Source organism: Pseudomonas sp. NBRC 111133 (assembly GCF_001320605.1).
Classification (GTDB): Bacteria; Pseudomonadota; Gammaproteobacteria; order Pseudomonadales; family Pseudomonadaceae; genus Aquipseudomonas; species Aquipseudomonas monteilii.
On record NZ_BCBJ01000043.1, the window covers coordinates 19,464 to 31,664 of the forward strand.

At 63.7% G+C, this 12,201-nt stretch carries 11 protein-coding genes and 3 pseudogenes; 7 read left to right on the forward strand and 7 right to left on the reverse strand.

The window, feature by feature from the left end; translation table 11 throughout:
- Positions 1–60: 60 nt before the first annotated feature.
- From APH36_RS08475 to APH36_RS08490, 4 genes are all read left to right on the forward strand, one after another.
- The gene (locus tag APH36_RS08475) at positions 61–1,713 is read left to right on the forward strand and encodes a nitrite/sulfite reductase (protein ID WP_060498267.1); all 1,653 of its coding nucleotides are present in this window, start codon (positions 61–63) and stop codon (positions 1,711–1,713) included.
- Positions 1,697–2,191 carry a DUF934 domain-containing protein gene (locus tag APH36_RS08480; RefSeq protein ID WP_060498268.1) on the forward strand — a complete coding sequence of 165 codons (495 nt, stop codon included), beginning with the start codon at positions 1,697–1,699 and terminating at the stop codon, positions 2,189–2,191. Before APH36_RS08475 ends, APH36_RS08480 begins: the two co-directional genes overlap by 17 nt.
- A 228-nt stretch (positions 2,192–2,419) precedes the next feature.
- Positions 2,420–3,223 carry a 2,5-didehydrogluconate reductase DkgB gene (gene dkgB, locus APH36_RS08485; protein ID WP_060498269.1) on the forward strand — a complete coding sequence of 268 codons (804 nt, stop codon included), beginning with the start codon at positions 2,420–2,422 and terminating at the stop codon, positions 3,221–3,223.
- Positions 3,224–3,386: 163 nt separating this feature from the next.
- The gene (locus APH36_RS08490) at positions 3,387–3,851 is read left to right on the forward strand and encodes a nuclear transport factor 2 family protein (protein ID WP_060498270.1); all 465 of its coding nucleotides are present in this window, start codon (positions 3,387–3,389) and stop codon (positions 3,849–3,851) included.
- Here APH36_RS08490 and APH36_RS08495 read toward each other — a convergent pair.
- Positions 3,852–4,385, reverse strand: a pseudogene (locus APH36_RS08495) (sensor histidine kinase); the annotation flags it as partial.
- On the opposite strand from APH36_RS08495, the pseudogene APH36_RS08500 reads away from it, so the two are divergent.
- From APH36_RS08500 to APH36_RS08510, 3 genes and pseudogenes are all read left to right on the forward strand, one after another.
- Positions 4,374–4,757, forward strand: a pseudogene (locus APH36_RS08500) (MlaA family lipoprotein); the annotation flags it as partial. The pseudogenes APH36_RS08495 and APH36_RS08500 overlap by 12 nt on opposite strands.
- A complete protein-coding gene (locus APH36_RS08505) occupies positions 4,750–4,980 on the forward strand; it encodes a hypothetical protein (RefSeq protein WP_060498271.1) in 231 nt (76 codons plus the stop codon). The pseudogene APH36_RS08500 and the gene APH36_RS08505, both read left to right, overlap by 8 nt.
- 98 nt (positions 4,981–5,078) lie before the next feature.
- Positions 5,079–6,227 (forward strand): M14-type cytosolic carboxypeptidase, encoded by a 1,149-nt coding sequence (locus tag APH36_RS08510; protein WP_060498272.1) that lies wholly within the window; start codon positions 5,079–5,081, stop codon positions 6,225–6,227.
- Between the two features lie 163 nt (positions 6,228–6,390).
- Here APH36_RS08510 and APH36_RS08515 read toward each other — a convergent pair whose 3' ends face one another.
- The 6 genes and pseudogenes from APH36_RS08515 to APH36_RS08540 form a co-directional block, all read right to left on the reverse strand.
- Positions 6,391–7,359: a spore coat U domain-containing protein gene (locus tag APH36_RS08515; protein ID WP_060498273.1), complete on the reverse strand. Its 969-nt coding sequence runs from the start codon at positions 7,357–7,359 to the stop codon at positions 6,391–6,393.
- Positions 7,356–9,653 carry a fimbria/pilus outer membrane usher protein gene (locus tag APH36_RS08520; RefSeq protein ID WP_060498409.1) on the reverse strand — a complete coding sequence of 766 codons (2,298 nt, stop codon included), beginning with the start codon at positions 9,651–9,653 and terminating at the stop codon, positions 7,356–7,358. Before APH36_RS08520 ends, APH36_RS08515 begins: the two co-directional genes overlap by 4 nt.
- 108 nt (positions 9,654–9,761) lie before the next feature.
- Positions 9,762–10,537, reverse strand: a pseudogene (locus APH36_RS08525) (molecular chaperone).
- Between the two features lie 40 nt (positions 10,538–10,577).
- On the reverse strand, positions 10,578–11,081 hold the full coding sequence (locus APH36_RS08530) for a spore coat U domain-containing protein (protein ID WP_060498274.1): 504 nt from the start codon (positions 11,079–11,081) through the stop codon (positions 10,578–10,580).
- Between the two features lie 3 nt (positions 11,082–11,084).
- The gene (locus tag APH36_RS08535) at positions 11,085–11,618 is read right to left on the reverse strand and encodes a spore coat U domain-containing protein (RefSeq protein WP_060498275.1); all 534 of its coding nucleotides are present in this window, start codon (positions 11,616–11,618) and stop codon (positions 11,085–11,087) included.
- An 18-nt stretch (positions 11,619–11,636) separates the two neighbouring features.
- Entirely contained in the window at positions 11,637–12,173 is a 537-nt protein-coding gene (locus tag APH36_RS08540) for a spore coat U domain-containing protein (RefSeq protein ID WP_060498276.1), read from the reverse strand.
- Between the last annotated feature and the right edge of the window lie 28 nt (positions 12,174–12,201).

The following is a 12,201-nucleotide window of genomic DNA, read 5'->3' on the forward strand; positions in this document are numbered from 1 at the left end:
CTCCGTACCGGAGTGCGCGGCCGTGCGCGCGAATAGCTGCATGCCTGAGACAGGACTTATATGTACGTATACGACGAGTACGATCAGCGGATCATCGAGGACCGCGTCAAGCAGTTCCGTGATCAGACCCGCCGCTACCTGGCCGGGGAGCTGAGCGAAGAAGAATTCCGCCCTCTGCGCCTGCAGAACGGCCTTTACATCCAACGTTTCGCGCCGATGCTGCGTGTCGCCGTGCCGTACGGCCAGCTGAACGCCACCCAGGTCCGCACCCTGGCCAAGATCGCTCGCGACTACGACAAGGGCTATGCCCACATTTCCACCCGCCAGAACGTGCAGTACAACTGGCCGGCGCTGGAAGACATCCCGGACATCCTCGCCGAGCTGGCCACCGTGCAGATGCACGCGATCCAGACCAGCGGCAACTGCCTGCGCAACACCACCACCGACCAGTTCGCCGGTGTGGCCGCAGACGAAATCATCGACCCGCGCCCGTGGTGCGAGATCGTCCGTCAGTGGACCACCTTCCACCCGGAATTCGCTTACCTGCCGCGCAAGTTCAAAATCGCCATCAACGGCTCGCAGGAAGACCGCGCCGCCATCGAAGTGCACGACATCGGCCTGGAGCCGGTGCGCAACGCTGCCGGCGAGCTGGGCTTCCGTGTATTGGTCGGCGGTGGCCTGGGCCGTACCCCGGTGGTGGGCTCGTTCATCAACGAATTCCTGCCGTGGCAAGACCTGATCAGCTACCTGGACGCCATCCTGCGCGTGTACAACCGTTACGGTCGCCGTGACAACAAGTACAAGGCTCGGATCAAGATCCTGGTCAAGGCCCTGACCCCGGAAGTGTTCGCCGAGAAGGTCGAGGCCGAAATGGTCCACCTGCGTGGCGGCAGCACCACCCTGACCGAAGATGAAGTCCAGCGCGTGTCGCGCCACTTCGTCGACCCGGACTACCTGGCCCTCGACAACGTCGACTACGCCGCCCAGGACGCCGAATACCCAGGCTTCGCCCGCTGGCGTTCGCGCAACACCCGCGCCCACAAGCGCCCGGGTTACGTGGCGGTGACCCTGTCGCTCAAGCCGACCGGCGTTGCCCCGGGCGACCTGACCGACAAACAGCTGGACGCCGTGGCCGACCTGGCCGAGCGCTACAGCTTCGGCTTCTTGCGCACCTCGCACGAGCAGAACATCATCCTCGCCGACGTCGAGCAGCGCCAGCTGCACGCGCTGTGGCTGGAGCTGCGCGAAGGCGGCTTCGCCACGCCGAACATCGGCCTGCTGACCGACATCATCTGCTGCCCGGGCGGTGACTACTGCTCGCTGGCCAACGCCAAGTCGATCCCGATCGCCGAATCCATCCAGCGCCGTTTCGACGACCTGGACTACCTGTTCGACATCGGTGAAATCGACCTGAACATCTCTGGCTGCATGAACGCCTGCGGCCACCACCACGTGGGCCACATCGGCATCCTCGGCGTGGACAAGAAGGGTGAGGAGTTCTACCAGGTGTCGCTGGGCGGCAACGCCGCGCGTGGCGCGAGCCTGGGCAAGATCCTCGGCCCGTCCTTCGCCCAGGATGACATGGCCGATGTGATCGAGAAGCTGATCGCCGTGTATGTCGAGCAACGCACCGAGGAAGAGCGTTTCATCGACACCTACCAGCGTATCGGCATCGACCCCTTCAAGGAACGCGTCTATGCAGCGAATCATTAAGAACAACCAGATCGTCGACGAAACCTGGCACTTGTTGCCCAAGGAAACGTCCTTTGACGAGCTGACCAACTGCGACGACTACATCGTCCCGCTGCAACTGTGGCGTGACCACGCCCATGTGCTCAAGGCGCGCGACGGCGGCCTGGGCATCTGGCTGGACAGCGACGAAGAAGCCGAAGAAATCGGCGAAGACGTGCATCACTTCCAGGTCATCGCGCTGAACTTCCCGGCCTTCACCGACGGGCGCAACTACTCCAATGCGCGCTTGCTGCGTGACCGCTACAAGTTCAAGGGCGAGCTGCGCGCCATTGGCGACGTGCTGCGCGACCAGCTGTTCTTCATGGCCCGCTGCGGTTTCGATGCATTCGCCATCCGTGCCGACAAGGACCCGGAAGACGCACTGCAAAGCCTGAAGGACTTTTCGGTGACCTACCAGGCCGCCACCGACGAGCCGCTGCCGCTGTTCCGCCGCCGCTGATCGTCACCTGCAATGCCTGACGGCCCGCCTCCATGGCGGGCCGTTTCGTTTCCTGCCCCCTGACGCAGTCACAACTTGGCCACCGATTCTTGACTGTGAATCAAATGACCTTGGCCCTGCCCTGCCTTAATCCGGCGCACCGAAACCCGCACACTGCACCTATACCCAATGAGATCGACGTTGAGCGACCAGGCTCAATGCTATTCCCCACTCACCAGGAGCAGATTCATGAGCATTCCCTCTTTCGGCCTCGGCACCTTCCGCCTCACCGGCCAGGCCGTCATCGATTCGGTCAAGTCGGCCCTGGCGCTGGGCTACCGGGTGATCGACACCGCGCAAATCTACAAGAACGAAGCTGACGTTGGCCAAGCGATTGCCGAAAGCGGCGTGCCACGCAGCGAGCTGTTCATCACCACCAAGATCTGGGTGGACAACTACGCCGCCGACACGCTCATCCCCAGCCTGCGCGACAGCCTGAGCAAACTGCGTACCGACTATGTCGACCTGCTGCTGATCCACTGGCCAGCGCCGGGCAACGGGGTGGAACTGCGCGAATACATGACCGCACTGGCCGAAGCGAAGAAACTGGGCCTGACACGCCAGATCGGTGTGTCCAATTTCAACATCGAGCTGACCCGCCAGGCCATCGAGGTGGTCGGCAAAGGCGAAATCGCTACCAACCAGATCGAACTCAGCCCTTACCTGCAAAACGGCAAGCTGACCGCGTTCCTAAAGGAACAGGGCATCACCGTCACCTCTTACATGACCCTGGCCTACGGCAAGGTGCTGAAGGATCCGGTACTGGCCGAGATTGCCGCGAAGCACAAGGCTACTGTCGCCCAAGTGGCCCTGGCCTGGGCCTTGCGGTTGGGCTATGCGGTCATCCCGTCGTCGACCAAGCGTGAAAACCTGGCCAGCAACCTGCTTGCCCGAGACCTGAAGCTGGACGCAGACGACATGGCACGCATCGCCACGCTCGAACGCAATGGCCGCGAAGTCAGCCCAGACGGCCTGGCACCGGCCTGGGACTGACCGGGGTACGCCCTTGTGCAGGGGTTACACAAGGGCAGCACCTGGGCACTACACCTCAGTACTGTTTCACGCACCGCAATTATGAAGTGCCCGGCACATCCATTCTCTGTCCAGGCAGCGGCAGCTAACCTGCTACAAGCCAAACGACTCGAGGAGTACACCGATGTCCCGCCCACCCCTTCCACCCTTCACCCGCGAAAGTGCCATCGAAAAAGTCCGGCTGGCCGAAGATGGCTGGAACGGCCGCGACCCGGCCAAGGTTGCGCTCGCCTACACCCCGGACACGGTGTGGCGCAACCGCGTCGAGTTCCCCCGTGGCCGTGCCGAGATCGAAGCGTTTCTGACCCGTAAATGGCACCACGAACTGGAATACCGCCTGATCAAGGAACTGTGGGCCTTCACCGGCAACCGCATTGCCGTGCGCTACGCCTACGAATACCACGACGACAGCGGCCAATGGTTCCGCGCCTACGGCAACGAGAACTGGGAGTTTGCCGACGACGGACTGATGCAGAACCGTCATTCGAGCATCAACGAACACCCCATCAGCGAAGCCGAGCGCAAGTTCCACTGGCCGCTGGGCCGGCGCCCGGATGATCACCCCGGGCTCAGCGAGCTGGGGCTCTGATCAACCCAGTGGCAGCGTGACCTTGGCTTGCAAACCGCCATCGAGGCGGTTGCTCAGTGTCAGGCTGCCACCTTGTTCCAGCACGATGGCCCGTGCGGCGGGCAGGCCCAGCCCCACACCGCCCGTGTCGCGGTTACGTGAGCCTTCAATACGGTAAAACGGCACGAATACCTGCTCCTGCAGGTCTGGCGCGATGCCCGGCCCGCGATCCTGCACGGTAGTCTCTATCTGCCTGGCGGTTACTGCCAAGACCACCGTGGGTTCGCAACCGTACTTCGCGGCATTGTCGATCAGGTTGACCAGCACCCGCTTGATGCCCACGGGCCGCCCGGTGTAAACACAGCGGCGCGGCCCGCTGAGGCGAACCTCCACGCCCGCATCCTTGAAGTCGTCCACCACGGTCAGCAGCAGCTCGCCCAGGTCGAACACGGTGGTCGGTTCAAGCCGCGCGTCATCACGGAAAAACGCCAGCGCGGCATCGACCATGGCCTGCATCTCGTCAACGTCCTGAAACAACTTGGCCTGGGGCTGAGCCAGCACCGTTCAGACTTTGGCCAGACCTTCGGGGTCTGGGGCATCGCCAATGGCCCCATCATCGAGCTGCCACTGCTGGGTACGCACAACGTGCGCGACGCTACCGGCAAGGTGTTGAGCATGGCCGTGGACCCGTTCGGCGATAACAGCGATACGGTTGCCACCCTCACGACCGTGGCCACTGCCGGGCACATCGTGAATGGGCGCGCCGCCGCCCTGCCGTTGACCGATCTGCTGCATACCTGGCCCGACTACTACCTGGCAATGCGCGACTACACCGCCCAGCAGCGCAGCAACCTGGTGGCAGAGGGCAAGGCAGGCAAACCTGGAACGTGGCAAGCCCATTGCCCGGAGGCAACCGGCCATGAATGATGCCCAGGCGGCCATGCTGCTGCTCCGGCGCCTGGAAGGTGCCGCCCGGCAACCCGTGTTGCTGCATGAACTGGAGGCGCGGCTATCGGCTGATGGCCGTAACCTGGTCCTTAGCCGGTATCGGGAGCGCTACAGCGCCGAAGGCAAGCCCTACCGATGCGAGGCTCACCGCAGCATATCGATTGCGGCATTGCTGCGCTGGATGGCCAGGCACGAACGCTAAAAGGCTTACCGCCGCCCGATTGGCCTTGATATCGCGCAGCACCCCTGCCAAGCCGTGTACAGTACTCCTACAACAACGCCCGATAAGGAGCCCGGCCCATGACCGTGACGCTGTCCCCCGTGCAGATCGACTGCGCTTTCGATTCCGGCAACATTCAGGTGCTGGACGCCAGCAACCCGGCCCAGGTGCACCTGGCCATCCGTCCCGACACCCACAGCGGCCACTACCAGTGGTTCCACTTCAAGGTCAGTGGGCTGACCCCGGGCCAGGTTCATCGCTTCAGCCTCGACAACGCATCGGGCTCCTCGTACAAAAATGCCTGGAGCGGCTACAACGCAGTGGCCAGCTATGACCAGAACACCTGGTTCCGCGTACCCAGTCAGTTCGACGGCACGGCGCTGTCGTTCGAAGTGAAAGCAGAGCAGGAGCAGATCTGGTTCGCCTACTTCGAGCCCTACCCGCGCGCCCGTCACAACCAGCTGATCGAACGTGCTCGCCAGTTGCCAGGGGTCGAGTTGCTGGCCAGCGGCCGAAGCGTACAGGGCCGCGACATTCCGCTGCTGCGCGCCGGCGATGGCGCCTTCGGCAAGCGCAAGCTGTGGCTGATTGCCCAACAGCACCCGGGCGAGCACATGGCCGAATGGTTCATGGAAGGGGTAATCGATCGCCTGCAGGCCAACGATGCAGTGATCCAGCAGTTGCTGGCCAAGGCAGACCTGTACCTGATCCCCAACATGAACCCGGACGGCGCCTTCCTCGGCCACCTGCGCACCAACTTCAAGGGCAAGGACCTCAACCGCGCCTGGCAGGACGCCAGCGTCGAGCTGACCCCGGAGGTGTTCTTTGCCCAGGCGCAGATGAAGCAGTACGGGGTGGATGCCTTTATCGATGTACACGGCGATGAAGAGATCCCCCACGTATTCACCGCCGCCTGCGAGGGCAACCCGGGCTACTCGCCACGCCTGGCAACGCTGGAGGAGCAGTTCCGCAGCACCTTGTGCAGCCTGACCCGGGACTTCCAGACCGTGCATGGCTATACCCGTGACGAGCCAGGGCAGGCCAATACCACGCTGGCATGCAACGCGGTGGGCATGGCGCATGACTGCCTGTCACTTACCCTGGAGATGCCGTTCAAGGACCATGATGACGCGCCCGATGCGGTTACCGGGTGGTCGGGGGCGCGGTCGAAGGCACTCGCCGGGGCGGTGCTGGAGACATTGGCGAAGATGGTGGGCGATTTGCGCTAACGGGCAGACTGACGCCACATCCTGTGGGAGCGGGCTTGCCCGCGAAGAATACGACGCGGTGTATGGCACCGGCTTCGCCGCTGTTCGCGGGCGAGCCCGCTCCCACAGTGATCGCGCAAACCCTCAAAACCGTTGCCGCAACAGAAAACCGCGTCAGGCTCAGTCAGAACTGCACATCCAGTATCACACTGTCGGAATAGGTCGCCGCTGGCGGCGTAGCCTGGTCCGTGTAGACCTTGGCGTTATAGTTGAACACCTGGCTCCCAGTGCCGGTACCCGCCCCTGGATTCACGTCCGCATCGGCACTGGCACGTCGCGCCGCCCCTGACGATCCCCAGCGCACCGTCCCTGCACTCTTGAAAATGTCGTAGGCCAGGTAATTGTTGGCCGATGACTTCATTCGCCGCCGCCCACCGGACACGTTCTGCCCGTCATCCAGCCCCACCGTGTAACTGCTGCCCTTGGTGCACGACACGTTGATACCCTGGCTTACCGTACCGAACCCCGACACCACCGGCGCACTGCTGAAGCTGATGTTGGGGGTGGTGATCTGACAATCGTTGGTCACCGTCAGGCTCACTGTCATGGGTTTGGAATCGCTACCTTGGTCATACCCTATGCATAAACCGCCAAGGCCAATCCCATCGCAGTACTTCCAGGTCCACTCGACATTGAGGGTTTCCTGATAAAGCCCCGCTGCAACATTAGCGCCGGTCTGAGTGCGCATGTAGATCGGAACAGCCTTGGGCGTACCGTTGAGCAAGCCCAGCAAATCGAGGATGCCGGTGGTCCTGAATTCGAAGGGCGTGCCACGGGCGATCGGATAGGTGGTGGTGGCGTCGGCATACAGCGTGTAGGGGATGACATCGCCGGTTGGCCCTACCAGGCCGCTGGTGGTGGAAGTGATCTTTATCACAAAGGAGTCGGTGTTACTGAGCACGCTGAGCACCGAGCCGTTGCACTGCAACCCCGAGTTGGCGCTGGACGCCGACTGTGACGTGCCGCGCACCTGGGTCGAGTTAAGCGCACCAAACGCCGCTGGCAAGGTGGCCACTGACGTGCACTTGGCCCAGGACGAGCCCGCCAACAACAGCATGGCGCCCGCCCACAACCCTCCCCAGCCGGCCTTCATTTACACACCAACGGGCCAATCAAGGGGACCGAGCCCTGTGCTTGCGGCAAGTCGAATTCCACCTCGCAATGCCCGCCCCCTTCGATCTCTACCTGCAAGCGGTTGTGCGGCGACAGGTTCTCCAGATAGACCAGGCCGTCCCAGCCCACCACCGCCTGGCCGCCACTTTGCTCGTGGGTAACGCGGCTGCCCAACTTGAGTACCTGCTGGTTTGCGTCCACCAGCTCAACGCTGGCCGCCATCACGCGCTTGAGCGGGAACTCCAGCAAGTAGCCGCTGCCCCGGCGTACCGCCACGCGCTGTTCTACGTCCGATGCGAGGACATCCGGCGGCAGGTTCATGGGGTCGATTTCGTACTTGCCCCGGTAGTAACCGCTGCTGTACGGCACCAGCAAGTGCCCCTTGGCATCGGTGCGGCCGACTTCCTGGTTTTCGTAGCGCACCGGTACATCGGCATACCCCGCCGTGCTGACCACCACAAAGGCGTCGTCGATGCGGTTGGCGGCAAACAGCCCGGCGTCCATCCACACCAGCGAGCCACTGGCGTCGGCCCAGCGGGTCATTCCGCCGCTGCTGCCATACACACCAGCCTGCAGCTGCACCGACTGCAGGCGCCAGGTGACGTCGGCCTGGCGGTAGGCATCGCGATCACTGCCTGCGGCATACCCCAGGTTGTAACCAACACCGCCACCTACCGGCACCGCACGGCTGTAGTTGACCCGTTGCAGGCGCTCGCCTTCCTTGCTGCGCTCCATGCCCAGCGCCAGGGTGCCATGCAGGTCGAACGGGATTACCAACTGCGCCTGCACCGCCCACTGGCTGTCGCCCACCTCGCGGTTGGCCGACAGGTACACACTGCTGCTGCCCCACAGCGGCCTGCTGTAACTCAGGTTGATCAACCGGGTACGCGTGCCATCACCGGCGCGCACATCGAAGTAACCGGCGCCGACGCTGCCATACTCGTTCAGGTTGAGGCTGAGGGTGACCTGCTCGCTGCTTTTACTCAGTTGCATGTCCGGGGCATCGACCCGGGTCAGGTCGGCATAGTCCCCATGGCGTTGCAGGCGCTGGTAGCTGAAGCCAATGCGCTGGCTGTTGTACTGATAACCCAAGGCGACCTGGTGGCCCTTGTCACCGTCAAACCGGCTTTGCGCCAACGCGGCGTTAAGCACGCCGAAGGTGCCCAGCCGCATGTTGCCGCCCAGGCCACCCAATGCCAGCGACTCAGCGGTTTCGGCGTGGGTTTCCAGGGTGAAGCTGTCGCTGACGCCGTAACGCAAGCTGGCCGACGCAACGCCTGGGCCGTATGCGAAATCGCGTACGGCGTAATCACGGCGCAAACTGCCTGCGGCCACCGAATAATCCGACAGGCCTTTCTGCAGCAGGCTACTGGTTACATAGAACGGCAAGGTGGTCGACACCTGCCGGCCCAGCGCATCGGTAGTAACGACCACCGCCTCCCCCGCGCCATTGATGAAGGGCACGTTGGTCAAGGTGTAAGGGCCTGGCTGTAGCTCGGTAGTGCTGGATTTGTAGCCGTTGATGAACAGGTCCAGCGACGTTGGTACTGCCGCCTCCCCTGCGAACGCTGGCAACGGGTAAGTGACCAGGTCGGGGCGCGCACCAAAGTCACGTGACAACTGCAAGCCGCCCACGCGTACCGAACTGCTCCAGGGCAAGGCGTCGGTCACGAAATCACCCGCCTCATACGTCAGCAGACGCTGCTCGTCGGTGAAGCGCCAGGTGGTGTCGTAGCGCATGAAGCCTTGCCGCGTGGCGTCCGCCTGTACGCCATTGAACGACTGGCGCCACTGCCCGGTGCTGGAAAAGGTGCCCCAGCTGTCGAACAGGCGCAGCTCGTTCCAGGCAGCCAGGTAGGTGCCGCCGTCGTCGGTGTCATTCAGGTACAGGTCATAGTTGAACAAGGCGCCGAAGCTGCTGCGGGCATCGCTGGCCGGGTACAGGTTGCGGTCGCCCAGCTGCTGGTCTGGCAGCCAGGCTGGCGGCACCTGCAGCAGCAGGCGTTGATTCTGGCTGTCGTAGTCGGTATGCAACCCCACGATGCGCTCCAGGGCCACTTCGCCCTGAGGGTTGCCCGGCAGCGAGATGCCCGCCGCGCGCAATACCTCGCTGTCCAGGTACAACTGCCCGGCCCGCTGCTGCACCGGCACCAGTTCAGCCCTGGGCATCTGGTTCACCAGCAGGTCGAGGTACAGCGTGGCATCGGCGATGGCGGACATCTCCGTGGGCGGCGGGGGCAGGCCGTCGGCCAGCGCCAGCCCAGGGCTGACCACGGCCAGCCCCAGGCACCAGCGGTGCGTCATCGCCGTCAGCCACTTCACACACGGTTTCCAACCATTGCCGGGTCCTCCCTGGCCCATGCACTGCATTCAGTTGCTGGCTCATTGGCCTTGGCGGATGGCGTCCGCCGAGCCTTGGCCGTTGACCCGCCCCTTGAGCACGCTGGTGCTGCCGGGCGCCACGGGTGCCGGCCAACGCATGCTGGCACCTGGCAGTACATAGCCCAGCAAGCCCTCGGCCAACGGTTTGCTCTGGCTGCCTTGCTGCACCACCACATCGGTCAGGCGCGCATGCACCGGGCCCGTGTTACGCAGCTCAACGTAGGGTTTGCCCTGCACGGTCACGGGGCGCCAGCTGAGCTGCGGCTTGCCCACACCCTCGACATTACGCTTGCCCTCGGGGTCGGCCTTGCCCCACAGCCCCTCGCCGTAGACGAACAAAGGCACCGAGTAACGCATCTGCAGGCGGATGGCCGCTGTTGCGCCAGGCTCGGCCTTTTCGACAGGGAGGGCGGACGGGATTTCGTCGATGATGATGCGGTAGGCCTGCTCCTGGCCGGCTGGCGAGGGGCCGGTGCGGGTCGGCGGATCAGCTGCTTTTGCCCCGGCGCAATGTTGGCCACCGGCGGGCTGCCTATGATTTCGCGCTGCGCCTGGAACTGCTCCTGGTAATCACCCTGGCGCCAGGCAAACACGCGCACCTGCAAGTTGGCCGGCGCAGTGCCACGGTTTTCCAGCCACAGGGCACCGGCCTTCTGGTCGGCTTCCAGCACCGGGTCGATCGGCCAGATCAGCACCGACGTCGCCGCCCCTGCCGGCAAGCTTGCCAGCCACAACAATCCGATCAATCCATGCGCCCACTTCGCGCCTTCCCGCATGCAGCTCTCCTTAGACACTTGTCGTTGCTGGCGCTGGCGTCTACCAGGTCACCGTCACTTGCACCACATCGGTGTAGGTCCCTGCCGGCAGGGTGCCGGTCAGCTGGACCCGCCCGTACACCGGCAGCTTGATCGCCGTCGGGTCGGAATAGCTCACGGCCACGCTCTGGCCGATCCCCAGGCTCTGGCTGAAGGCCGCGTCCCGGTACAACTGGTAGGCCAGCAATTGTGCCCCGCTCGCACGCTTGAGGTTGCGTGTGCCGCTGGCACTGTTCTGCCCCCCGTCAAGGCTCATGCTCATGGCCACGCCTGGCGTGCACTGGAACGTCACCGTGCTGCCGCCCAGCGAAGTGCTGAGTGTGCTGGTGGACAACGCTGACTGCGTGCCGTAGTCCAGCGCCCCGTAGTTGGTGACGCCGCCCATCACCAGGCAGCCGGCAACGATTTGAGCCGTCACCGTGAAGGTGCTGGTGGTCACCGCACTCAGCGGGGTGGCCAGCAACAGGCCGGTACCGGTCAGGCCCCACGTCAACCAGCGGCGCATGGCTCAGAACGACAGCTCAACCGAAATAGTGTCGGTGTAGGTCCCGGGTGGCAAACCGGCCTTGCCCACCGCCCTGCCGTAAAGATTGACCGTCTGGGCCGCGCCGGTGCTGGTTGGTAACGTGATGGTGCCGTCGATCGCCAGCAAGTTCGAAGCACCGGAGTCGGTATAAAGGTCGTAGGGCACAAAATTGCCAGCGCCATCGGCAAGCGCCCGCGTCCCCCCGCTCGACTGGCCATCATGCAGGCCGGCGCGCACCTTGATCACAGGGATCGCACCCGCCGAGCACAGAATGCTCATGGCACCGCCACCACTCCTCTGTACCTGAGCATTGGCGCTGGTGAACAAGGCATCCACGGTGCCGAAGTTCAGCGCGCCGAAATTCAGCCCTGATGTCGCCGTACCGCCATTGACCTGGCATGCGGCAATCAGGGTCAACGTCGAGGTAATGCTCCCGGTCACCGTGGCGGCCTGTGCCGGAGAGGCCAGCGCCAGGCCGAGGCCTGCAAGCATGCAGCATGAAAGGTTCGTTCGCATCGGAGTCTCCTTGCGTAGTTACCAGTCCAGGGTCACTCTCAGGGTGTCGCGGTACAGCCCGGCCGGCAGCGCGCGGGGTTGCGCCACTACCACACCGTAGATGGGAATCGGGATCTGCCGGGCGCTGTTGATGGTGAAAGCGCGTGCCTGGCCGATGACGTAGCGGCTATTGCCGCCCGGGTCGACCGCCAGTTGATAAGGGATCAGTTCACGGCCGTTGCTCAGGCGGCGAATACCATCATCGCCATTCAGGCCACCATTGATCCGTACGTTGAAGGCCCGAACCTCGGGTGTGCAGCTGATCTGCAGGCTGCCCTCGCCGCTCGCTTCGTCAACCCGGCTACGCAGCGGCTGGTCCCAGTTCGGGCCGCGCTCGCCAAAGTCCAGTACACCCGGGTTGCCAAGCACGGCCGGTTGCGTTTCGTTGCTGCTGATCTGGCAGGCCGCGCTGATGACCAGCCTCGCCTGGATGAAGCCGGTGGTGCTGCCATGCGCCGTGCTACCGGGTACCAGCAGTGGCCCCAGGGTGAGCAACAGGATCGAAGTGCGCTTCATGGCATCGCGTCCTTGTGCATGGTGATAT

Coding starts and splice junctions, on each gene's coding strand:
- APH36_RS08515 (WP_060498273.1), bottom strand. CDS start 7,359: ATGAAGGCCGGCTGGGGAGGGTTGTGGGCGGGCGCCATGCTGTTGTTG.
- APH36_RS08540 (WP_060498276.1), bottom strand. CDS start 12,173: ATGAAGCGCACTTCGATCCTGTTGCTCACCCTGGGGCCACTGCTGGTA.
- APH36_RS08535 (WP_060498275.1), bottom strand. CDS start 11,618: ATGCGAACGAACCTTTCATGCTGCATGCTTGCAGGCCTCGGCCTGGCG.
- APH36_RS08510 (WP_060498272.1), top strand. CDS start 5,079: ATGACCGTGACGCTGTCCCCCGTGCAGATCGACTGCGCTTTCGATTCC.
- APH36_RS08530 (WP_060498274.1), bottom strand. CDS start 11,081: ATGCGCCGCTGGTTGACGTGGGGCCTGACCGGTACCGGCCTGTTGCTG.
- APH36_RS08505 (WP_060498271.1), top strand. CDS start 4,750: ATGAATGATGCCCAGGCGGCCATGCTGCTGCTCCGGCGCCTGGAAGGT.
- APH36_RS08475 (WP_060498267.1), top strand. CDS start 61: ATGTACGTATACGACGAGTACGATCAGCGGATCATCGAGGACCGCGTC.
- APH36_RS08490 (WP_060498270.1), top strand. CDS start 3,387: ATGTCCCGCCCACCCCTTCCACCCTTCACCCGCGAAAGTGCCATCGAA.
- APH36_RS08480 (WP_060498268.1), top strand. CDS start 1,697: ATGCAGCGAATCATTAAGAACAACCAGATCGTCGACGAAACCTGGCAC.
- dkgB (WP_060498269.1), top strand. CDS start 2,420: ATGAGCATTCCCTCTTTCGGCCTCGGCACCTTCCGCCTCACCGGCCAG.